The organism is Salinimicrobium marinum (assembly GCF_014651535.1).
GTDB lineage: Bacteria > Bacteroidota > Bacteroidia > Flavobacteriales > Flavobacteriaceae > Salinimicrobium > Salinimicrobium marinum.
In genome coordinates this window covers 1-23,884 of the sequence record NZ_BMXB01000002.1, presented here as the reverse complement: position 1 = coordinate 23,884, position 23,884 = coordinate 1, and the positions used below count along the sequence as shown (strand labels likewise).

Below are 23,884 nucleotides of genomic sequence, written 5' to 3'. Positions count from 1 at the left end.
TATTATCTTCGACAACAAAAATTGAAGAGGTTTTCTGGTATGACTTTTTTGGCGAAAGCAGTATTTTTATTTAATAATCCAACTACAGAGCTATGGGCTTAGTGGACTCAATTGGAAATAGCTTCATGAAAATGAGGCTTGAAGGTTTGGATCAAACCATCAATAACCCACATGAAACCCAGCAGGAAGTTTTAAACGATTTGCTGCAAAAAGCCAAGAACACTGTATACGGGCGGGAGTACAGATTTGCCGATATTAAGAATTACCGCCAGTTTCAGGAGCAGGTCCCCGTAATAGATTATGAAGATCTAATGCCTTATATTTCAAGGCTTCTGCAGGGAGAACAGAATATGCTCTGGCCCACAAGGATTAGGTTTCTTGCAAAATCATCGGGAACTACCGGGGTGAAAAGTAAAGTTGTACCTGTTTCTTCTGAAGGTCTTCACCAGTGTCATTACCAGGGAGGCAGAGACATGCTGGCCCTTTATATTCGTAACTATCCCGATGCAAAACTATTCTCCGGAAAAAATTTGTCCATTGGCGGAAGTCAGGAGAGTAAACTAACCGGAAAGGATGAAGGTTTTTACACGGCAAACATCTCTGCAATAGTGATGAAAAATCTTCCTTTCTGGGCACAGTTTGGAAGAACCCCAGGCTTGGAGGTAACCATGATGAACAACTGGGAAGAGAAAATGAAAAAGATTGCGGCCATTACCAGTAAAGAAAAGGTAACCAGTCTTGCAGGATCTCCCATGTGGATGTTGTTATTACTTCAGCATATTATTAAAGAGGAAAAAATAGAATATATTCAGGATATCTGGCCCAATCTGGAAGTGTTTTTTCACGGTGCCGTTTCCTTTTTGCCTTACCGTCCATTGTTTGAAAAACTGGATAGAGATAAAAGTCTGCGGTATCTCGAAATTTATAATGCCACAGAAGGTTTTTTCGGATTGCAGGATCTACCAGATGATCCTTCTTTGTTGCTCATGCTCAACTACGGAATTTTCTATGAATTCATTCCTGAAAAAGATTACCTCAGCGAAAATCCCAGGGTTCTTCCGTTAAGTGAAGTGGAGTTAGGGAAAAAATATTCTATGGTAATTTCCACCAACTCCGGTTTGTGGCGATACAAAATTGGAGATACAGTAAAATTTACCAGTATCGCACCTTACAGGTTTATTATTAGTGGCAGAACCAAACATTGTATCAATATTTTTGGAGAGGATCTATTCACAGAACATGCAGAAAAAGCACTGGATGTGGTTTGCAAGAAAACAGGAGCTATCCTTAAAGATTACACTGCTGCACCTTTTTTCTATGAAACCCGTTCCAAGGGATATCACGAGTGGCTGGTAGAGTTTGTAAAGTCTCCTGAAGATCTCAAGGAGTTTGCAACTATTCTTGACAAAGAACTATCCGAGCTGAATGATGATTATGCACAAAAGCGCAGAAATGACACCGCAATTGGTCCTCCTGTCGTACGGGAAATGCCTTCCGGAACATTTTATGAATGGTTACGAAAGAACGGAAAACTGGGTGGACAGCATAAAATTCCGCGTCTTTCCAATAGCCGCGGACTTGTAGAAGAACTTATAGAGATTGGAAAAAATATTTCTCCGGAAGTCAAAAACAATTAAATCCCGCCAGCATTAAATTTTGTCAAAAAATTTCGGTAAAAGGAACAATGTCAAAATAATCCCAAAGCCTTGACGTGGTACACAGGAATTCGTAAATTCATAGTAAAATCATGATATGAAATACGTCCTGTACCATTCCAGTATCACCAATGACAGTTCTGCACTCGAAAAACTGAGAAAACATGCAGAAAATGGAGAAATTGTTGAAGAATTCTATGACGACCTCTCTTCTTCAGATTCACGTCCTGAACAACAAAAAGCGATCAAAAAATGCAGGGATTCCGGAGCAACTTTACTGATCTTTGATCTATCCACTATTGAAAACATGGAAAAAGAAGCTATTAATGATCTTCAGGTAAAACGCCTGAATTAATTTTAAGGTTGTTCTGCCAGGAGCTCGTCGAGAAGCTTCCGGAAAGAAGAAGAATTCCAGTCGGCTGCTCCGGTTTTTTCAATCACAATTTCACCTTTTCGGGAAAGCACATACGTAGTTGGAAGACTGTTGCTGTCCAACAGTTCGGGTATGGAGGAAGATGGTTGAAGTACGGGAAATGTATATTCCTTTTTTTCCAGGAACTTCTCAAGCTTGTCAGCTTCTTCAGCAGAAACAAAATAAAAGTTTACCCTGTCGCCATAATCGTCATAAAGAGATTGAAAAGACGGCATTTCCGCAATACAGGGAGGACACCAGGTAGCCCATAAGTTAAGAATCACTACTTCCCCTTTTGCCTCTTTGAAATTGACAGGATTTCCGTCAATTTTCTTTAACTGCCAGTTATAATCGAATAGTGTATTTCTGTTTTCTTCAGAAACTTCAGAAGGGCTGAAAGAAATCAACCGGTTTAAACCTACCTGAAGGGGTTTTCTGGTTTGTGGAATGATGAGCAGTAAAATAATCAGTAAAAATACAATATTTGACCAATGGCTTTTCAAAAACTTCATAGAAAATAAAATTTCAGGTATAAAAAAAACCTTCTAAGATACAAATATACTAAGGTTAAAGAGCCTTTTTGGATACTTTCAGTAAAAACAAATCTGCCATTTTTTAGTATCTTGTAAAAAAATTTTTAAAATATGAAAATGACTGTAAATCGATCGGCGACCCTTGCTTTAGGGTTGGTGTCAATTTTTGCTGTTACGGGCTGTGGATCTGGTAACAGAGCAGAAACAACGGAAGATGTTCCGTCTATTGTTGTACAAAACCCACAGATTGAAGAAAATGCTATGAATAACGACTTATTAAAAGAATGGAAAGGCCCTTATGGAGGCATTCCTGCTTTTGACGAAATGCAATTGGAAGATCTTTACCCTGCCATAGAAAAGGGAATGGAAATGCATTTACAAGAGATTGAAAGCATTGCAAACAATCCTGCGGCCCCTACTTTTGAGAACACCATTGTTGCCATGGAAAAATCTGGCGAACCTCTGAACCGGGCTTTTACGTACTACGGAATCTGGAGCAGCAATGTCTCCTCTCCCGAATTCAGAAAGATCCAAGAAGAACTTTCACCAAAGATCTCTGAATATTCTTCAAAAATCTCCCAAAATGAAAAATTATTCCAGCGGATAAAAACTGTGTATGAAAACTCTTTAGAAAATCCTTTAGATGCAGAGCAACAAAGGACGATACAGCTCATCTATGAAGAATTTGCCATGGAAGGTGCAGACCTTAATGAAAAGGATAAAAAAAGATACGCCCAAATCAACAAGGAACTGGCACAGCTTTACACCCAGTTTTCCAACAACGTTTTGGCCGATGAAGAGAATTACGCTGTTTTCCTGAAAGAAGATCAATTAAGTGGATTACCAGAATCCTTTGTAAAAGCCGCTGCAAAAGCTGCAGCCGACAGAGGAAAACCGGGAGAATATGCTATTTCCAACACCCGTTCCTCCATGGATCCTTTTCTAACATTTTCAGATGAAAGGGAATTGAGAAAAGAAGTATGGGAAAATTATTACTCTCGTGGTGACAATAATGATGAATTTGACAACAAAGAAATCATTGAGGATATCCTGAAACTGCGTGATGAGCGGGTAGAATTGCTTGGGTATGATAATTTTGCACAGTGGCGTTTACAAAACAGAATGGCCAAGACTCCACAAAGAGCGATGGAACTAATGGAAGCCGTTTGGCCGGCAGCCTTGAAAAGAGTTGAAGAAGAAGTAGCAGATATGCAAGCCGTAGCCAACGCCGAAGGAAAAGATATTACTATAGCTCCCTGGGATTACCGCTACTACGCAGAAAAAGTAAGAAAAGAAAAGTACGACCTGGATTCTGATCAAGTAAAACAGTATTTACAGCTGGATAAACTTACAAATGCTTTGTTCTATACTGCAGGAGAACTGTTCAATTATAGTTTTGAAGCAGTTCCAGAAGGTAGCGTGCCCGTATTTCATGAGGATGTGAATGTTTGGGAAGTGACCAATAAAAATACAGGAGAACATGTGGGCTTATGGTACTTAGATCCTTACGCACGCAAAGGAAAACGTTCGGGAGCATGGGCAACCATGTACCGCAGCCATTCAAATATCGACGAAGAAAAAACTGTTTTGGCTTCCAATAACTCAAATTTCGTAAAGCCGGCTCCGGGTGAGCCTGCGTTGATCTCCTGGGATGATGCCACCACCTTTTTCCACGAATTTGGACATGCTCTTCACTTCTTCTCTTCTGAAGTAAAATATCCGACCTTAAACAGTGGAGTAAGAGATTATACCGAATTCCAGTCACAGTTGCTGGAGCGTTGGTTGTCTACAGATGAAGTGATTAATCAATTTCTTGTGCATCACGAAACGGGAGAGCCTATTCCAAAAGAATTGGTTGCAAAGATCAAAAAAGCTTCCACTTTCAATCAGGGATTCGCGACCACCGAGTTTCTTGCATCTGCTTTGATGGATATGAAACTGCATACCACAGATCCTAATGATATCGATATGGATACTTTTGAAGAAGAAACTTTAACAGAATTGAATATGCCTGCACAAATTGTGATGCGTCACCGTACGCCACACTTCGGACATGTTTTCTCGGGCGAAGGATATGCCACCGGATATTACGGATACCTCTGGGCCGATGTATTAACCTCAGATGCTTCTGAGGCTTTTGCTGAAGCACCGGGCGGATTCTATGATGAGGAAATGGCAGAGAGGCTGGTTAAGTATCTTTTTGCTCCCCGTAATGCCATGGATCCAGCCGAAGCATACAGGTTGTTTAGAGGTCGTGATGCCAACATTGATGCCTTAATGAGAGACCGTGGTTTTCCGGTTCCATCTGAAGAAAACAATCAGAATTAAATCTGTTTGATACAAAAAAGGTGGCTTGATGGCCACCTTTTATTTTTTCATCAATTCTTTAAAATGATCTTTTAAAGCTGCACCGGCAGCATGGTATCCGCACATGCCATGTACTCCACCCCCCGGGGGGGTCGAAGAAGAACAAATATACACGCGGGGATTGGGTGTGGAATATGGGTTGATCTTGGCAATAGGTCTGGTAAAGAGCTGCGTAATATCCTGTTTTCCGCCATTTATATCTCCTCCTACAAGGTTTGGATCAAACTCCTGCAATTGGTGTGTATTCATGAAGGATTTTGCCAGAATAGTATCTTTAAATCCCGGAGCTGCTTTTTCGATCTGTTTTTCTATGGCTTCCGTGAAATCTTCGGTACTTCCATTGGGAACGTGACAGTATGCCCAGGCCGTATGTTTGCCTTCAGGGGCACGGGAATCATCAAAAGGAGTATGTTGCGCTACCAGCACATATGGTTTGCTGGTCATGTTCTTTTCATGGATTCCTTTTTCAGAAATTTCTATTTCATCTGTGGAGAAGCCAATATGAACCGTACCCGCTTTCCGACATTTTTCACTGGTAAAAGGAATAGGTTCACTAAGCGCCCAATCCAGCTTGAAAACACCTGCTCCATAATTGTAAGCATCCATTCGCTTTCGGTAAAGAGAGCTGAAGTTAAGACCTTTGATATTCAGAAGCTGCTTAGGGGTAAGATCAAATAAATACGCATAGGCGTTAGGGATATCCCGAACATCTTCCACAAAAGTGTTAAGGTGGAGCTCCCCTCCTATAGATTTGTAGTAACCAAGCAACGCTTCTGTGAATTTCCCTGCCCCGCCTTTTGGGAAAGGCCATCCGTATTTATGAGCCGTGGTTGTTAAGACAAGCCCGAATGAAGCAGAAGCAATATTGGTTAAAGGCAGCGTGGAATGCGCTGCAGATCCATAGAAAAAGGTTTTTGTTTTCTCATTTTTGAAATAATGGTTCACCAGCATTTTTGAAGAAGGAATCGCCTTTAATCCAAATTTCATGAAATCCAGAGGGTAATCGGGTATTCCTAAAGGGCCTAAAAGATCCCCACCTATTTTGTCCCAGTTTTTTACAAGGGGTTCAAAAATATTAAGATACGCTTTTTCATCTTCCCCAAACTGAGAAGCTGTTTCGTACAGGTTCTGATAACATGCATAAGCAGTACCATCGCTGAATGGGTGAGCATAGGCAATTTCAGGATAAATCCATTCCAGGCCATGTTCATGCAGGGGTAATTTCCCCAGAAAGGGCGAAGCAACCCCCATAGGTAAAATAGCAGAACCCACGTCATGTTTATACCCGGGAAGGGTAAGTTCCTGAGTCCTGGTAGCTCCACCGGGAGTGGAAGCCTGTTCATAAATCGCGGTTTTTAATCCTTTTTGCTGAAGCCGGATCGCAGCTGAGATCCCATTACTTCCACTTCCTATTATTATAGCATCATATTTTTCTGGCATTAGGGCAAATCATTTAGGTCAAGATCATCGAGATATTGCTGAAAAGTGATGGATCCTGTTTTTTCTCCAATCATATCATTGGAAGTAACAAATTTGAAATACTCAAGTTTGGAGGAAATATTATCGCTCACCATCTCCGGCAGAAACATTCCAAGCTCTGCCAGTTTTTCAGGCACTTTTAAAATCTGACCTCCAATTTTTTCTTTGATCATTTCGGCCATTTCGAGTCTTGTGTGGATTAAAGGACCTCCTACTTCAATGGTTTCAGGTCCCTCATTAAGATATTGCATCACAAAAGTGGCAAGATCTTTTTGATGAATACTATTAGTTTTGGCTTTTCCTTCTCCTATGATGGGAATCACGTTTCTTTTAGCCATAATTGCGAGATCATTAAGTCCCGAAAAGAAACCAACAGGTCTAACGATTGTATAATCCAGTCCTGAAGCTTGTAACGCTTCTTCAAATTTTCGGTGAGCTTTGGCTACTTCAAATTCCCGGGCCTCCTCTGCATCTGCTCCTTTAATAGAAACATAAACGAAACGTTTGACTCCATTTTTTACAGCGTCATCCAGAAGATTATTATTAGCGAAAAAGTCATTTTCCATAAATGAATTTTCATTTCCCGAGAACAAACTGACGCTCTTTCCCATAGCCGAGACTATAGTGGTAACGTTTTGGGTAATATCTTTTATTTCTGAAGATCCTTCACTGGCATCTGCTCGATAAATATCTGAAGTGTACGGAGACACTTTCGAAGCTCCGTCTGAAGAATGAACTAATGCCCGAATAGGTATATTTCTGCTTTTTAAAATTTTTGAAATTTCAAGGCCTAAAGCTCCTGAGGCTCCTGCGACCAAAACCTTCTCTTCCATCTTTCTCTATTTCGATTATCTTTAAATAATCAGTTTCTACAGCATAATTTAAGGAATAAAAAATGAGAAGAAACGGGAACAGAAAGGGATTAACAAAAATTTAGTTTCCTGTGAGGATTTGTGCTAAAGAAACTGCGATAAGTAATAACGGAATCAGGCTCCCAGGCTACCGGAAAATTCACGTTCTATTTCCTTCTTCCGGAATTGTCTTATTCTTTCCTTTGCTTTAGAAAGACTTAAAACTCTTCTTTTACTTTTAAAAGGTTTCTTCTTTTTTAATCCTACAATAAGATTGGAGAGAGATCTTTTTTCCTGAGGCTCCATTTTATCGAGATGAGGCTTTAAAATTGTATAAACTGTTTTCGCATCCATAACATAGGTTTTTCCAGCTGCCCTTCAGAAGCCGGGATTTGAATCCTATTAAAGATAAGAAAAATATTTTTTATGTCCTTGTTTTGGATATTGGGTTACTCTATAAAGTCTCTGAATCGTCAGATCTTATTGCCATAATTCTTCAGAAAAAGCGGCAGCTGGAGAGAAAAAAACGTAAAATCCTTATCTGCTTCTTAATTAGTAGAAACAGCTTCTTAGAACAGCGTTTTAAACCCTCTCTTTACTATCCGGTTATTTCCAGGAATAATAAAACTATAGCCAAAAAAGCTACAGAAACGATAAAAGTTAAAACAATGGCAATAATTACCTTCTGTATGGTACTAAACTCTGCGGTATAAGTGCTCCATATGTTAGTTAAAGCGTTCATAAAATTAAGATTTAAGAAATGGCGAAGATGAACTGTAATTATTGACCTTCATCCTGTATTAATTTACGAAATAAGTCAGGCTTTTAGAAGGAAATTAACAGTAAAAACGATTAAATACAGTTCTAATCGGTAAAGTGTTATCTGTAGATCAACAGGAAAGAAAACACTTACATCCCCGGAAAGATTGAAAACTAGTTTCAGGGATATTCCAAAGAAGCAATTTTAATGAATTATTACAATTTTAGGAAATAATGCTGCCAGACTGCCTTATTTTTGTTTGGTATGAAGAAACGGAATAAATATACCGAAGGAAAGATCTTCAACTCTCTCTTTAGCCTTGCGGTTCCCATTATTTTTGCAAATATCCTTCAAACAGCCTACCAGTTAATTGACACTTTTTGGCTGGGAAGACTGGGAGCGAATGCAGTGGCGGCTGTTAGTATAAGTTTTCCGATCTTATTCCTGGTATTATCCCTGGGCTCCGGACTTACGCTTGCAGGAACCGTCATGGTATCCCAGTATAAGGGAGCTAATCATCAAAAAATGGTAAACTTCAGTTCTTCTCAAACTATTTCACTAATATTCTTTATATCTATTCTGCTAGCTACAATAAGTTATTTTGCAGCCCGGCCACTCATGGATATTATTGGTGCAGGACCGGAAATCAAAGAAGATTCCATTGCTTATTTCAAAGTTTCTTCCCTTGGATTTGTATTTCTGTTCATATTTTTCGCTTTTCAGTCCCTTATGCGGGGAATCGGTAATGTGATGTTACCGGTGTATATTGTTCTCTTTACTGTTTTTCTAAACCTTGTGCTGGATCCTTTGTTTATCTATGGCTACGGACCTATACCCGGATTTGGCGTAGCCGGTGCGGCAGTAGCGAGTGTGATCACCCAGGGATTATCTGCTGTTATAGGAATCCTGGTATTATTGCGTGGGAAAAGCGGGATCAAGATCAATTTTTCATCTATGTATCCCGATATGAAAACGTTAAAAAAAATCTTCAACCTTGGCTTTCCTGCAAGTGTAGAACAATCTACCAGGGCGCTCGGGATGACTATGATGGTTATACTCGTTACAGGCTTTGGGAGTGAAGTGGTGGCAGCCTATGGAATCGGTGCAAGAATATTAAGTTTTATCATCATTCCTGCCCTTGGACTGGCCATTGCAACCACTTCCCTGGTTGGACAAAATATAGGGGCGATTAAAATTAAGCGGGCTGAGAAAGTAGCAAATCTCAGTAATAAAATTGCTTTTTTCGGACTTACCGGACTAGGTATCCTCATGTTCCTTTTTGCTGAACCTTTAACCGCATTTTTCATTCCCGATGATCCGGATGTGATTAAGGATGCCTCCCTGTTCATTAAGATCATGGCTCCAAGTTTCGGACTTCTTGCAGTACAGCAGGTCTTGAACGGGGTTTTCAACGGTGCCGGATTCACAAAGGCTTCTATGCTCATTTCGATATTAAGCTTATGGATAGTGAGATTCCCGCTCGCCTATATCCTCTCTCACAAAACCTCCCTGGGCTACGAAGGAATCTGGTGGTCTTTCCCCATTTCAAATTTAATTGCCGCCATTGCGGCTTTTGCTTATTTCAAAATGGGATATTGGAAATTACGTCTTTTTAAAGGGAGACATTAGAAACATTTCTTCGGAAGCTTTTATTCATCTTAATTTACCATATTAATCTCCAGATAAAGGCTTTAATAAATCTGATTTACAAAGCATTAACAATAAATTTATTTTGTTGTTAAACCTCTTTTCTCTTTCCCTGAAAAGATGGAAATTCAGGTGAATTAAATTAAAAACAAAACAATATGGCTACTAAATCAGATTCTAAAACTACTACAGATCATAATAAAATCAAACAATGGGTGGAAGACCGAAAAGGAAAACCATCTGTAGTAGAAAGTACCACTGGCAGCAGTAAAGGCGGAGGATTACTTCGTATCAACTTTCCCGGTTATGCAGAAGACAACCTGAAGGATATTTCCTGGGAGGAATTCTTCAGGATCTTTGATGAAAATAGCCTGGAGTTTTTATATCAGGAAGAGACAAAAGACGGAGGAGAAAGCCGATTTTTTAAGTTCGTAAGTAAAGATTAATTTCCAATTAAAGATTTAAAAATGTCCGGAAGAAAGAAATGCAGTTGTAAAAGATAATGTTGGAATGTTCTTCCGGGCAATTCTATGTCCACTAATCCACTTCCGGAATTGCACCCAGGCTTCGGAAGAATCCGGCTTTGGCATACAAAAATTTAGTAAGCACTTCATTCTGTTTTAACCTCGCTTCAATCAATTTACTTTCTCTTGAATTTATAAGGAAAAGGGAGCTTTCCCCAAAACTGAATTTCCTGAGTTCAGCAGCCAGCAGGGTTCTGTAATTCTCCACTATTTCTTCTATAAGCACTATCTGGTTTTTATAAGATTCGAGCTCATTCAATACTGCTTCAATCTTATTTTCTATTTGGCGCTCGTTAAGTTCAAGATCAAAATTAAGATCCTGGACCTTAAGTTCTGCAAGTTGTAATTCTCCCCGTTGTTTCCGAAGAAATAAAGGAAAACTTAAGCTTAGTCCGGCCTTGTAATTAGAAGTATGGATGGTGTTATAGGCATCAGGTTCGGGCGTGATAAAATTATAGTCAATATTAATTTCAGGTAAAAGATTATTCGCTTTCAATCTACGATCTAATTCCAGTGCCCTTAATTTTGCTCTTAAAGACCTGATTTTAGGATGATTTTCAAAAGAAAAATCTGACATCAGCTCCTCCCTCACTCCCAGTATGGGATTCACTTCACCAACGATACTTTTTTCAGGAACAATTTCGGGCTGTAACTCGACGGGAACATTATTTTCCATCCACAGAAAATTAGAGAGGTCCAAACGTTCTTTCATTAGCCTTACTCCTGCCTGCTCCAGTTGAAGGGTTCTGTCCTGTAAAGAGATTTTGGCCTCCACAGTATCTATTGCAGGAACTTCTCCAATTTGTGCATTCTGTTTTACCCCGATAAACCTTTCTGCTGCATTTTCAAGAAATCCTTCATAAATCTCAAATTCATTATAAGCCTGCATCCAGTCGAAGTAAGCTACTGCAGCATCAAAAAGTACCTTATTTAGCACCAGGTCCCGTTCTGCCAGGGTCTGCTCTCTAAAGGCTCTTGCCGATCTTATAGCAGTCATGCGTTCATCTGCAAAAAGACCCTGCCCCAAATTAAGGGAAACTCCTGCACTAAAAAGTCCCTCTTCAGGAACCGTTCGTTCAGGATTAAGATAATATCCTTCATTCTGCTCAAAACCGGCTTTAATTTCGAGGCCATACCAGGTGGGAATTTTAAATGTCGAATTTAAAATGTCGTAATATTCTGTTCCTTTGAATTCCTTTCGGGAGTAATCAACCTCAATTTTAGGATCAAAACCTCCACGAGCTTTTAGAAGATTCGCCTCCCCTTCGCTAATTTGAAGTTCTGCCTGCCTTGCCACGGGATGATACTTTTTTACAAAAGCCATATATTCTTCAAATGTCAGCACTTCAGGAGATGTTTCCTGGGCCTGCAGCAAAGAAACAGACATTATAAAGAACAAAAACAATTTCATTTTCATGATCACTTCTTTTCTGCAGTTTTTGTACTCTGTTCAGGCTGGTAAAAATCGGGTGGAAATCCATTCAAGGTTCGCCAGATCTCATACCAGATAGGCACAACATTTAAGAGAGCAATGGTGGTAGCACCCGAACCTACTCTAATCCCTCTCGGCCAGTCGGGCTCTTCGGGATCTGGTGCCAGTAAAACCCTGTATTTTCCGTTGTCACTAATAAAGTTGTCTATAGCCACGATCTCTGCCCCATACGTTCCGTAGGACATATTTTCCCATCCGCTAAAAACGATTGCCGGCCAGCCATCAAATTGTACTCTCATCTCTTCTCCCACATGCAGTAAAGGCACATCTATAGGATTTACATACGTCTCCACCGCAAGCTGAAAGTCTGAAGGCATGATCCCCACCAAACGTTCCCCTTCTTTAAAAGTTTCACCAATTCCAGCCCGCAGTGCTTTGGTGATGTACCCGCTTTGAGGCGCCAATACGTAATTCATACTGCCGCGAATGACATAATTGCTATAATCATTTTCCAGTTTGCTTACCTGTGCCTGTGCATCAAATTGATTAGAACGGGCTGTTTCAAGATCGCTTTCTGCTTTTGAAACTTTCTCAGCATATTCTGCCCCCAACCTGTTAATTTCAAGCCTCGCATTGATTACTTCATTTTGACTCGCCAGGTATTTATTTTCCTGTGAAATTAATTTTGCCTGGGTTTCCTGTAGCTTAAGTCTTTTTTCTTCCACATCGGGCAATGCTTTTAAACCTTCCTGTTGAAGCTGAAAAGTTCGCTCATATTGTGCCTGAGCAATGGTTAAATTTGTTCTTGCCGCTTCAAGATCTATACTGTCACTTTCCACTTTTAAAAGTGCCTGCTGCAATTTATTTTGTGCCTGCTCAGACTTTAAAGCCTGCTCATTTCCAATAGCAGAAATTTGAGTTCTCAAAGCAGTCACCTTACTCCCATAAGAATTTACGGCATTTGATTTTGCTTGTATCTGGTCTCCTGTTCGTTCCACCAACTGCGGATCAAAGTATTCACTTTTCACTTCTGAAATATGCAGAATAGTGTCCCCCTGCTGAACAAAATCGCCTTCTTCCACATACCATCTTTCAATCCTTCCGGGAATTGCAGACTGGATTGTTTGTGGGCGGTGTCCCGGTTGCAGTGTGGTCACATTTCCGCTACCATTAACATTTTGGGTCCATGGCAGGAATAAAACTATGACCAAAAAAACAGCAAATCCTATAAGAAACCTGTTAAACAACCTATAGTGCCGCTTATTAAAAATTTTAGCCCCCGATTTGAATTTGGTCAGATCAACATCTTGATTGACCGGATTTTTTGAAATATTAAGCATATTTATTTTATATCTTGAATTTCACCATTTTCTAGGAAAATGGTATTGTCACATGCTGTTTGCCACAATTCATTCCTGCTGGCTACCAGAAGGGACCAGCTGTGAGAACTATCGGTGAAAAATTTAAAGAGCCGATTTGCTTCTTCTTTTTCAAAATTTTCAAGAGGTTCCTTAAGAATCAACAAATCTGGTTTTTTTACGATGGCCCGGGCAAGAATGATTCGCTTTCCAATAAGAGAGGAAATATATTTTCCTTCAGGATAAATGGTTGTACTAAGTCCCTGAGGTTGCTCCTTCACGAATTGCGATAGCCCCATTACATCGAGTGCCCATTTTACATCTCTCTCCGTAATAGATTCATCCCCGAAAGTGATGTTATCCAAAAGTGTTCCTTCAAAAGGAAATTCTTCGGGTAAAAAGACGCCCAGTCGCCCTCGATAGTCATTTAATCGTAAATTTTTAAGAGATGAGCCATTTGCATATATGCTGCCTTTTGTAGCTCCCAGTATTCCCGCCACGACTTTTAACAAGGTAGTCCTTCCACTTCCGTTAGAGCCTTTGAGGAGCAGCCTCTTTCCAGCAGGAATAGTAAAAGATATATCCTTTAATATAGTTTTATCTCCGTTTGTTGCAGTATAACTAACTTCTACCAGTTCAACTTCAAGAGGATCTAATAATAGCGAAGTATTCCCTTCAGTCCTTTCCAGTTTTTTATCTACCACCTGCCCAAGTTTTTCCAAAGAGGTTAGTAAATCATACACCGTATCCAGTCCTTTAATCAGTTTTTCAACAGATCCCATGATCAAAAGAATAATAATTTCCGCAGCTACAAATTGTCCGATATTCATTTCCTGATTTAAAACAAGCATTCCTCCTATTGCCAATAATCCACCGGTTACAAGAACCTTAAAAACAATAAGTTTGATGTACTGAATCTTTAAAATCCCAAAATGTCCCTCTCTAGCGGTAAGGTATTTATCTGTAAGGTAATCGTTCTTTTTCATCCCCAGGCTGGTCCTGCCCGATACTTTAAAACTCACTATTGCACGAGCCATTTCCTGAAGCCAATGTGCTACTTTATATTTTTGTTTGGATTCATCCAGGCTGGTTTCCAATCCGCGGTGTGCAGTAAATTTGAAGACAAGCCATAAGAGAATAACCAGAATAAACCCATAAATAATAAAAAACGGATGATACAGTGACAGGAGAATCAATCCAAAAATTATCTGCAATAATGCAGCCGGAAAATCCAATACCATTTTAGCAACACCTTTTTGGATCGTTAAGATGTCAAAAAAACGATTTGCCAGTTCGGGAGGGTAAGAAGAGTTAAGCTCTTCCATTTTTATTTTTGGAAACCTGTAAGTAAGTTCAAAAGAGCCTCTTGTGAAGATCTTCTGCTGAAGATTTTCCACGATTCTAATCTGCATCAAATCCAGAACGCCAACAAATCCCACGGCCATTGTTACCAATACTACCAAAACTACCCATGAGGTACTTACACGTCCTCCCTGAATAAGATTCACAATAGCCTGAATACCTAATGGCACTGACATATTAAGTAGTCCGGCGAAAATTGCATAATAAAAGGTTTGAAGTATATCTTTTCTGTCAAGTTTTAAGAGCCTGTACAGACGGTTTAGAGGTGAGGCAGTACCTTTAGGCATTAGCTTTAATATTTAAAGTTGAAAACACGAGGTGTATGAAATAATTAGATGGAAGTATTTTTTCATTGCATTCTGTTAAGGATGAAAAATGATCTATCAGGAAATGTTGGTGCAGTGAACCTTCAATGACGGTGCTTGCAAGTGAGGATGGATATGGATATCTATTATCTACGGCAAGAATCATTTCTTTAATTCGGAAGACAAGCCTGTTATAAAAGGTAAAAAATCCTTCTTCATTTTCCCTGTCCACTTCTTTGGAAAGAAAGGATTTTGAGTACTCGTTGATCACCACTTTATTCAGTATCACTTCATCGATATGAGAGACAAATGAATCTTTTTCTACGCAGCGGGTTATTACTTCAATGGCTGCTTCCAGTTTTTTCCGGGGATCTTCAACATTGGCTGTGGCAAAAACCAACTGATATTCTTTCCACCCCCAATACCAGGAAGTCAAATATAGTAGCAATTTATGTTTGCTTTCAAAGTAACGGTAGATCGAACTTTCATTAGATCCTATCTCAGCTCCTAATTTTTTAAAAGTAAAATTTTCAAATCCCATTTCATTGATCAACAAGATACTTTGTTCCAAAATTTTTTTTCCCAATACAGATGATTCGGGATCCTTGAGGTACAAACTTGGGTTCACATTTATCTTAAGGCTGGACAATAAATCTTTCATTGTAAATTATTTCCGGCAAATATAATAGTAATACTATTAATTAAGAAACCTATACTTTTAATTTAACATTTTTCGTTTTTTTTTCCTGTTTGAAACAAAAGGTTAATCTTCTTATTTCTCATAGTTAAAAACTCGCTAAACAATTTTTTATAATAATTTACGACTCCATTTCTTTTCTGCCAAACTCTGAACCTACTTAATCGGTTTTAATAAAAAAGAAGCCGCAAATTGCGGCTTCTAAAATTTAGATTTTAAACAATATTTTCTAAAGATCATATCCCAAATCTTCCAAGGCATTAACTATTAGATCTCTGTAATATTCAGCTGAAGCTCCAGGATTCACCTCATATACATAACCAAATTCAATTCTTGAAGATAAACCATAGTTTCCTGAATAGTTACCTGTACCATTTTGAACATAAGTTATAAGATCATGGAATTGGGTAGCGCCAGGGTATCCAGGTGTGGCCACTTGGAAAATAACACCTCTATAATAATTTGCAGGGAAAGAATTTACTCTGCTAATTAAAGTTGTTATGTCACTTTCAAAAGTAGATGTTCTGGGATAATTTTCATCCCAGGATGGTCCAGAATGTGTATATACATTTACAGCTTCATCCTGGAAAACCAGAGATATAACATTTCCATCTGGAGTATCTCCTTCAATATTAAGGAAATCAAATGTACGCTCTGTTCCTCTCGAAATTACTTCAACTTTTTCATCATAAGCATCTTCATCATTATCATATAATGGCAGTAAAGCATCCTTTAAAAGTGTATTTCTCATTTCCTGTAATGGCGCCAAGGTGGAATTCATGGAACCTGAAGAATCAAAGTAAATATAAATTTGTGTATCGGCAGTAATTTCAGGTCCTTCTCCTCCTCCTGGTTCTCCAAAAAGTGGAGTACTATCAGCACCGGCACATCCTTCTCTAAAATGGTAATAATTTGTGTTAGATTCTCCATCAAATAATCCGGTTACATCTGCATCTGTAAACTGACCTTCGCGGATTAATGTGCTTGATCCGTTCTCAATGAGATATAATTCTCCATAGTAAACATCTTCCCCACCGGAATCTGGAAGGAATACACAAAGTGGTTCTGCATAATCATCACCATCATTATTTACACCTATAGTATTAACATAAGGATCATTCTCATCAAATAAAGCAGTTCCCCATGGATTAGCAGCATCTCCGCTATACATCCATACGTCAAATCTATAATTGGCAGGTGCGTGACGTCCGTTTTCATCACAAACATTTCCGAACAGACATAATTCTATTGCTTCAGTTCCTTCAATATCGAAGAATAAATACCCGTAAAGGTTTACGAACCTGTCATCATAACACACTACATCAATAGGCACATACTTTTTCACTCCGGCACCCAAGCTAATATCTAATGGTAAAGCAGCATCTACCAATCCAGAGTAATCTCCCGGAGTTCCTGTATCTATAGGTGCAGCCCAAATCACCGTTCCGGTTCCATCGAGTACCTGAAAATATTCAAGCACATAATCTCCCGGTTCCAATTCCAGTTCAGATGATTCATCCGTAAAATACTCATCCTCTCCATCACTGTCATAGTCATAAGGAGTTGGATTTACATTAATACTTTCGGGAACTCCTACATCTCCAACCACATTCACTCCATTGAGTGACAAAATAACTTCAACGGTAGCAGGCGCATTTTCCGAACATTCGGGAAGTTCCATTGCTTGTTTTAAAGCAGCCTTACCAGACATAAGATCGTTCACGACTGCTCCAAAAGATAAGGTGGCAGTTTTGGAATTTTCTTCAACTAAAATAGAAGAGTCATCCTCCTTGCTACAGGAGCTAAACAGCAACATCAAGCTGATTACACAAGCCGACAGGTAATTTAAATTTTTCATAATAAATAAATTTGATTAGTTAATATATAAAGTGCCTTTAAGGCATAATTACTTTATTATTAGACTTATAGAGGGAAAAATTTAAAGTCTTTCGACGGGGATAGAACAAATGTAAGTGTTAACCTAATCAAAAAAAATGGGGGGTTTCCCTTAATTTTTATTCTGAAATAAATATTCATTGTTTTGGAGTGGATTTGATGTGACAATATTTAAATTCGCCCCCCTCCGGAAAAACAATTCCCGTATGCATCTGAATGAAAAAAATATTGTGGAAATGCACCAAATAAATGACCATCGGCATTTTAAGATCTATAAACCATATGGAGTTTTAAGTCAGTTTATCAATAATCAGAAAACCCGAAGGAATAAGCGTATGCTTGGAGAATTGTTTGATTTTCCACCAGAAACGATGGCCATTGGCAGACTTGATCAGGATTCAGAAGGATTATTGTTACTTACCACAAACGGTAAAACCAGTGAAGAAGTAAGGAGCAAAGAAGTAGAGAAAGAATATTATGTTCAGGTAGAAGGAAATATTGATAAACAGTCAATTGAAAGACTACAACTGGGAGTTGAGATTGGTATCCATGGAAAAAAATATCAAACCCTACCCTGCAACGTTTTTAAGCTAGAACAGGAACCGGATTTTCCTGAAAGAGGGAAAAAGATCAGGGATGAAAGACACGGACCAACTAGCTGGATTTCCATCACCATCACAGAAGGGAAATTTCGACAGGTACGAAAAATGACCGCTGCTGTTGGATTTCCTACTCTACGCCTGGTGAGAATAAGAATTGGGAAAGAATTATTGAACAACATGAAACCGGGACATGTAGAGCCTGTAAAAGGTTTTCACCTCACATAATAGGGATGCATAAAACAGGGCTATCAAAAGGAAATAAAAATTGTCATTCTGAATTTATTTTGGAATCAAATTGTTCGATATCCATAGTTCATTAGAACCTAAACCAAGTTCAGGTTGACCTACATTGCTTTTTAGACAGCCCTATATTCATTTATCTCGAAAAAATATTATTCTGAAAGTCCTTTTTTAACCCATCCGCCAATTTGCAGAGTACGTTTTACCTGATGCGCGACGGCATTTTTAGTGGTATCCTTAAGGTCTTCTCCGGCAGTAACACTCACTCCGTAAGGATTACCTCCACCTTCAAAGATTGCTTTATCTGTATAACCCGGAGCTGCTATAATTGCCCCCCAGTGATGCATCGTCTTGTACAGACTCATAAGGGTGGTTTCCTGACCTCCATGCGGATTACTGGCACTTGTCATAGCACTTACTACTTTATTCGCAAGTTTTCCACTAAACCATAACCCACCTGTGGTATCAATAAACTGCTGAAGCTGAGATGGAAGATTTCCGTACCTCGTTGGCGTGCTAAAGATAATAGCATCTGCCCATTCCAGGTCATCCAGAGAAACTTCAGGTACATTTTTGGTCGCCTCCACGTGCTTCTTCCAGTCTTTGTTTTCAGCAATTGCCTGTTCCGGCGCAAGTTCTTTTACTTTTAGGACCTTTACCTCTCCTACTCCATTATTTTTTGCAGCCTCTGCCGCCCATTGAGCTAATTGATAATTTGTTCCTGTGGCGCTATAATAAATTACAGCAAGCTTTAAATCTTTCATAGTTATATTTTTTGATTCTTTTTATTTACACAATTCCATTAAAATAAAACATTTGACTTCATTTTATTCTAATGTTATTATAAAACTTGAAGAAAATATTATTATATCTGGAATTGACCTGATAAATATATAATTTTTAAAACCTAAAAAATAAGAGGAAAATCTTCTTTTTTGAAAATTGAAAATCAGAAGGAAAATGAAATTTTTAGAAACAAAAAATCCCCTGTTAAAAGGGGATTCTAAATATATAATGGGGAAAAATTTATTCTCCCATAGCAGCTGCAACCGCTGCAGATAATCTCTTATAGGTCCCGTTTTCAAGGCGTTCCCTGATTGCTGAAAATGCAACCAGCGTATCTTCTACATCCTGAAGGGTATGTGTCGCTGTTGGAATCATTCGCAGTAATATAAGTCCCTTTGGAATCACCGGATACACCACAATTGAACAGAAAATTCCGTGGTTCTCCCTTAAATCTTTTACCAGTGCCATTGCTTCCGGAATACTTCCCTGAAGGTACACAGGAGTCACACAACTCTGGGTAGTTCCAATATCAAAGCCTCTTTCTTTAAGTCCGTTTTGAAGAGCATTTACATTTTCCCAAAGTTTCTCTTTAAGTTCGGGCATTGTTTTCAACATTTCCAAACGTTTTAAAGCACCCACCACCAGTTGCATTTGCAGTGATTTGGCGAACATTTGTGAACGCAGGTTGTATTTCAGATAATCGATGATCTGTTGATCGGCTGCGATAAAAGCTCCTGTACTGGCGAGCGATTTAGCAAAAGTGGCAAAATATACATCGATCCCGTCCTGAACTCCCTGCTCTTCCCCTGCTCCTGCTCCCGTTGCTCCAAGGGTACCAAACCCATGCGCATCATCAACAAAAAGTCTGAAATTGTACTTTTCTTTTAGAGCTACTATTTCTTTTAGTTTTCCCTGCTCTCCACGCATTCCGAAAACTCCTTCAGAAATCACCAGAATTCCACCACCGGTTTGTTCAGTGATCTTTTCTGCTCGCTGCAGGTTCTTTTCAATGCTTTCAAGATCGTTGTGCTTATAGGTAAACCTCTGGCCTAAATGTAGCCTTACCCCATCAATAATACAGGCATGTGCATCTACATCATAAACGATCACATCTTTTTTTGAAACCAGGGCATCTATGGTAGAAAACATTCCCTGATAACCGAAGTTAAGTAAATAAGCAGCCTCTTTATTTACAAAGGAAGCAAGCTCCCGCTGTAATTTTTCATGTAAATCTGTATGGCCGCTCATCATTCTTGCCCCCATGGGATAAGCAGAACCATACTCGGCCGCTGCTTCAGCATCTACTTTTCTCACTTCAGGATGATTTGCTAACCCAAGGTAATCATTGATACTCCAGGTAATCACATCCTTTCCGCGAAACTTCATTCTATTAGCAATAGGACCTTCGAGCTTCGGAAATACAAAGTATCCCTCTGCCTGTTCTGCCCACTTTCCTAAAGGACCTTTATCCCGGTATATTTTATCAAATAAATCTGCCATTTTACATTTTTAAAGTCCGGCAAAAGTAAGAAATTTAATGTAACTGAATAAATTCTTTTTTCTGCACAACACATGGATCAGATTCTTCCGGAGTGAAAAAATCTAATATAAATTACTCTTATAAAAAAGTTTATCCTGTTTCTTTAGATATTGAAATATGTGAGAAAGGTAATTATTTTATAAATTCGATCCTGTGAGTACTGGCTTCGTTTTTACTGTCGAAAAACCCTTGCTCACTCATCCAGTCATCACTGTAAACCTTGCTCATATATCGGGAACCATGATCTGGAAAAATTATGACTACTTTACTGTTTTCATCAAATTCGCCTTCTTCGGCTAATTGTTTTACTCCCTGAAATGCAGCTCCACTGGTATATCCAACGAAAAGACCTTCGGTCTTAGCAATGTGTCTTGCCATATGCGCGCTTTCTTCGTCGGTTACTTTAACAAATTTATCTATGATATCAAAATCTGTAGCCGTAGGAATAAGGTTCTTTCCTAAACCTTCAATTCTGTATGGATAGATCTCTTCAGCATCAAATTCTTTCGTCTCATGATATTTCTTCAAAACAGATCCATACGCATCTATTCCTATCACCCGAACATCAGGATTTTGATCTTTAAGAAACCTTGCAGTTCCAGAGATAGTACCACCCGTTCCGCTACAGGCAATAAAATGAGTGATTTTGCCTTCGGTTTGTTTCCATATTTCAGGTCCGGTAGTTTTATAATGTGCTTCAATATTCAGTTCATTGAAGTACTGATTAATATACACTGAACCTTTAATTTCCTCGTGCATTTGCTTCGCCACCTGGTAATATGATCTGGGATCATCTGCAGAAACATTGGCTGGACAAACATACACCTTGGCCCCCATGGACCTTAACATATCTATTTTATCCCTTGAAGATTTGGAGCTAACAGCCAGGATACATTCATATCCTTTAATAACACTTACCATTGCGATACTAAAACCTGTATTACCAGATGTAGTTTCAATAATAGTGCTTCCGGGCTTTAGAATGCCCTTTCGTTCAGCTTCTTCTATAATATGTAATGCAATGCGATCTTTTGTCGAATGTCCGGGATTGAAAGCTTCTACTTTTGCGAGGAATTCACCTTTTAAATTGTTGGCGATCCTGTTCAACCGGATTAGCGGGGTATTACCTATGAGTTGTAATACGTCATCGAAAACCTGTAAATCTTCTCTCATAAATTGAAGTTATTTACAATTATAAGCTTCTGCTGCTGCACAAACTTAACTGCAAATTATGACAAATTTAAAGTAAATATTTTAATTAATCAGCAATCTCTTCTAAATCCAGTAAAAAAGCATACTCTTCAGCTACTTCCTTTAATGCTTCAAATCTTCCTGAAGCACCACCATGACCGGCATCCATATTTATATGGAATAAGAGTTTATTATTATCCGTCTTTAGACCCCGCAGTTTGGCTACCCACTTTGCGGGTTCCCAATACTGCACCTGTGAATCGTGAAGACCTGTTGTAATCAACATGTTTGGATAATCCTGAGCTACCACATTATCATATGGAGAATATGATTTGATATATTCATAATACTCCTTTTCGTTAGGATTTCCCCATTCATCATACTCTCCTGTGGTAAGCGGGATGGTTTCATCCAGCATGGTTGTAACCACATCTACAAACGGAACCGATGCTATAATACCTTTATATAATTGTGGCGCCATATTAGCGATTGCTCCCATAAGAAGACCTCCGGCAGACCCTCCACTGGCATATAAATGCGAGGGTGAAGTATAATTATGATCTATTAAATGTCTGGAGCAATCAATAAAATCGGTAAATGTATTTTTCTTTTTCAGGAGTTTTCCGTTTTCATACCACTGTCTTCCCAGGTATTCCCCACCGCGTACATGAGCGAGCACAAAAATAAATCCGCGGTCCAGCAAACTCAACCTAACCGTCGAAAAATAAGGATCTATCGTTGATCCATAGGAGCCATAGGCATATTGAAGCACAGGATTGGTTCCGTCTCTTCTAAGGTCCTTTCTGTGAACCATGGACATTGGAATTTTAGTACCGTCTTCGGCTGTGGCCCAAATCCTTTCAGAAACATAATTATTCTTATTAAAATCTTCGCCTAAAACTTCCTGCTCTTTTTTTACCACCTTTTCTTTGGTATCCATGTTGAAATCAACAATAGATGTAGGAGTGGTCATGGAATTATATGTATACCGAAGAATCTCGGTATCAAAATCAGGATTTGTGCCGGTAAAGGCAGTATAGGTTTCGTTATCAAACGGAATAAAATAAGAATTCGAACCATCCCACGCCATGACCTTTATCTGGTTCAGGCCATTGCTGCGTTCACTCACCACCAAATATTTTCTGAAGATATCAATATCTTCCAACAGCACATCTTTCCTGTGTGGGATGACATCTGTCCAGTTTTCTGCATCTGGTGTTACCACCGGAGTCTTCATCAACTTAAAATTAGTCGCATCATCTTTGTTGGTAAGGATATAAAAGGAATTCTCGTAATGTGAAATGGTATATTCGAGTCCGCGTATACGTGGCTGAACTATCCTGAACTCTCCGTTTGGTTTATCAGCTTCCAGAAACCTGTACTCACAGGTTAGGGTACTGCTGGATCCAATGATTATATATTTTCGGGATTTAGATTTATAAACATACGTATTAAAAGTCTCATCTTCCTCGTGATACACTACCTCATCTTCTTCCACCGGAGTCGCCAGTGTATGCTTAAAAATAGTATCAGATCTCAATGTTTTCTCATCCTTTCTCGTGTAGAACAATGTTTTGTTGTCATTGGCCCAGGTAGAACCACCGGTGGTAGTTTCAATTTTCTCCGGAAGAAGCTCTCCTGTCTCCAAATTTTTAATACGAATGGTGTATTTTCTTCGGCTTACATTATCTACAGCAAAAGCTGCCAGTTTGTTATCTGGACTCACATTAATACCCCCCAGGCTGTAATAATCGAAACCTTCGGCCATTTCATTCACATCAAAAAGCACCTCTTCAGGAGCATTTAGAGTATCTTTCTTTCGGGAATAGACAGGATAATCTTTCCCTTTTTCGTAACGGGTAATATACCAGTAACCATTCAGCTTATAAGGAACAGATTCATCATCTTCTTTAATCCGGCTCTTCATTTCTTCAAAAAGTCTTTCCTGAAAGTCTTTTGTATGAGCCGTCATCTCTTCATTATACTCATTCTCACTTTTTAAATAATCAATAACCTCAGGATTTTCACGATCATTTAACCAAAAATAAGGATCTATTCTTACATCATTATGGATCTCTAACTTCGCTTCAATTTTCCTTGCTTCAGGAGCCTTTATCTCTTTTTCCAAAAATTTCATTCTATCTGTAATGCTCCCTAAAAATTAGACCATCGGTTAAGTTTAAAATTTAGTAACTTTAATCGATGAATATGAAGAAATCCAGAAGAAAATTTACAGCAGCTTTTAAG

Annotated in this window: 20 protein-coding genes; 6 read left to right on the top strand and 14 right to left on the bottom strand. The window is 38.9% G+C overall.

The window, feature by feature from the left end; all coding sequences use genetic code 11:
• The first annotated feature begins 92 nt into the window (after positions 1-92).
• Positions 93-1,637: a GH3 auxin-responsive promoter family protein gene (locus tag IE056_RS04165; protein ID WP_189603432.1), complete on the top strand. Its 1,545-nt coding sequence runs from the start codon at positions 93-95 to the stop codon at positions 1,635-1,637.
• 115 nt (positions 1,638-1,752) lie between these two features.
• Positions 1,753-2,010, top strand: a complete 258-nt coding sequence (locus IE056_RS04160) for a hypothetical protein (protein ID WP_189603431.1) — start codon at positions 1,753-1,755, stop codon at positions 2,008-2,010.
• Positions 2,011-2,012: 2 nt separating this feature from the next.
• Here IE056_RS04160 and IE056_RS04155 read toward each other — a convergent pair whose 3' ends face one another.
• Positions 2,013-2,579 carry a TlpA family protein disulfide reductase gene (locus tag IE056_RS04155; protein ID WP_189603430.1) on the bottom strand — a complete coding sequence of 189 codons (567 nt, stop codon included), beginning with the start codon at positions 2,577-2,579 and terminating at the stop codon, positions 2,013-2,015.
• 132 nt (positions 2,580-2,711) lie between these two features.
• On the opposite strand from IE056_RS04155, the gene IE056_RS04150 reads away from it, so the two are divergent.
• Entirely contained in the window at positions 2,712-4,928 is a 2,217-nt protein-coding gene (locus IE056_RS04150; RefSeq protein WP_229793650.1) for a M3 family metallopeptidase, read from the top strand.
• 39 nt (positions 4,929-4,967) lie between these two features.
• Here IE056_RS04150 and IE056_RS04145 read toward each other — a convergent pair whose 3' ends face one another.
• The 4 genes from IE056_RS04145 to IE056_RS04130 all read right to left on the bottom strand — a co-directional run bounded on the left by IE056_RS04145 (position 4,968) and on the right by IE056_RS04130 (position 8,039).
• A complete protein-coding gene (locus IE056_RS04145) occupies positions 4,968-6,407 on the bottom strand; it encodes a phytoene desaturase family protein (RefSeq protein ID WP_189603429.1) in 1,440 nt (479 codons plus the stop codon).
• Positions 6,407-7,279 (bottom strand): NAD(P)H-binding protein, encoded by an 873-nt coding sequence (locus IE056_RS04140; RefSeq protein WP_189603428.1) that lies wholly within the window; start codon positions 7,277-7,279, stop codon positions 6,407-6,409. The genes IE056_RS04145 and IE056_RS04140 overlap by 1 nt, the downstream gene beginning before the upstream one ends.
• A gap of 153 nt (positions 7,280-7,432) precedes the next feature.
• A complete protein-coding gene (locus tag IE056_RS04135) occupies positions 7,433-7,651 on the bottom strand; it encodes a hypothetical protein (protein ID WP_189603427.1) in 219 nt (72 codons plus the stop codon).
• 244 nt (positions 7,652-7,895) lie between these two features.
• On the bottom strand, positions 7,896-8,039 hold the full coding sequence (locus IE056_RS04130; RefSeq protein ID WP_189603426.1) for a hypothetical protein: 144 nt from the start codon (positions 8,037-8,039) through the stop codon (positions 7,896-7,898).
• A gap of 282 nt (positions 8,040-8,321) precedes the next feature.
• Here IE056_RS04130 and IE056_RS04125 point away from each other — a divergent pair, with 282 nt between their 5' ends.
• Complete coding sequence (locus IE056_RS04125; RefSeq protein WP_189603425.1) at positions 8,322-9,686, top strand: MATE family efflux transporter; 1,365 nt, start codon at positions 8,322-8,324, stop codon at positions 9,684-9,686.
• A 176-nt stretch (positions 9,687-9,862) separates the two neighbouring features.
• A complete protein-coding gene (locus IE056_RS04120) occupies positions 9,863-10,150 on the top strand; it encodes a hypothetical protein (protein WP_189603424.1) in 288 nt (95 codons plus the stop codon).
• A 91-nt stretch (positions 10,151-10,241) separates the two neighbouring features.
• On the opposite strand, the gene IE056_RS04115 is transcribed toward IE056_RS04120, so the two are convergent.
• The 5 genes from IE056_RS04115 to IE056_RS04095 all read right to left on the bottom strand — a co-directional run bounded on the left by IE056_RS04115 (position 10,242) and on the right by IE056_RS04095 (position 17,240).
• The gene (locus IE056_RS04115) at positions 10,242-11,645 is read right to left on the bottom strand and encodes a TolC family protein (RefSeq protein WP_189603423.1); all 1,404 of its coding nucleotides are present in this window, start codon (positions 11,643-11,645) and stop codon (positions 10,242-10,244) included.
• 2 nt (positions 11,646-11,647) lie between these two features.
• A complete protein-coding gene (locus tag IE056_RS04110; protein ID WP_189603422.1) occupies positions 11,648-13,000 on the bottom strand; it encodes an HlyD family secretion protein in 1,353 nt (450 codons plus the stop codon).
• A 2-nt stretch (positions 13,001-13,002) separates the two neighbouring features.
• On the bottom strand, positions 13,003-14,667 hold the full coding sequence (locus IE056_RS04105) for a peptidase domain-containing ABC transporter (protein ID WP_189603421.1): 1,665 nt from the start codon (positions 14,665-14,667) through the stop codon (positions 13,003-13,005).
• A complete protein-coding gene (locus IE056_RS04100; protein ID WP_189603420.1) occupies positions 14,660-15,346 on the bottom strand; it encodes a TetR/AcrR family transcriptional regulator in 687 nt (228 codons plus the stop codon). Before IE056_RS04100 ends, IE056_RS04105 begins: the two co-directional genes overlap by 8 nt.
• A 265-nt stretch (positions 15,347-15,611) precedes the next feature.
• Positions 15,612-17,240, bottom strand: a complete 1,629-nt coding sequence (locus IE056_RS04095; RefSeq protein ID WP_189603419.1) for a hypothetical protein — start codon at positions 17,238-17,240, stop codon at positions 15,612-15,614.
• 244 nt (positions 17,241-17,484) lie between these two features.
• On the opposite strand from IE056_RS04095, the gene IE056_RS04090 reads away from it, so the two are divergent.
• Positions 17,485-18,105 (top strand): pseudouridine synthase, encoded by a 621-nt coding sequence (locus tag IE056_RS04090; RefSeq protein WP_229793649.1) that lies wholly within the window; start codon positions 17,485-17,487, stop codon positions 18,103-18,105.
• A 167-nt stretch (positions 18,106-18,272) separates the two neighbouring features.
• On the opposite strand, the gene wrbA is transcribed toward IE056_RS04090, so the two are convergent.
• The 4 genes from wrbA to IE056_RS04070 form a co-directional block, all read right to left on the bottom strand.
• Positions 18,273-18,884: an NAD(P)H:quinone oxidoreductase gene (gene wrbA / locus IE056_RS04085; RefSeq protein WP_189603418.1), complete on the bottom strand. Its 612-nt coding sequence runs from the start codon at positions 18,882-18,884 to the stop codon at positions 18,273-18,275.
• A 262-nt stretch (positions 18,885-19,146) separates the two neighbouring features.
• Positions 19,147-20,406 carry a cysteate-C-fatty acyltransferase gene (capB, locus tag IE056_RS04080; protein ID WP_189603417.1) on the bottom strand — a complete coding sequence of 420 codons (1,260 nt, stop codon included), beginning with the start codon at positions 20,404-20,406 and terminating at the stop codon, positions 19,147-19,149.
• Between the two features lie 172 nt (positions 20,407-20,578).
• The gene (gene capA, locus IE056_RS04075) at positions 20,579-21,619 is read right to left on the bottom strand and encodes a cysteate synthase (protein ID WP_189603416.1); all 1,041 of its coding nucleotides are present in this window, start codon (positions 21,617-21,619) and stop codon (positions 20,579-20,581) included.
• An 85-nt stretch (positions 21,620-21,704) separates the two neighbouring features.
• Positions 21,705-23,774 carry a S9 family peptidase gene (locus IE056_RS04070; RefSeq protein ID WP_189603415.1) on the bottom strand — a complete coding sequence of 690 codons (2,070 nt, stop codon included), beginning with the start codon at positions 23,772-23,774 and terminating at the stop codon, positions 21,705-21,707.
• Between the last annotated feature and the right edge of the window lie 110 nt (positions 23,775-23,884).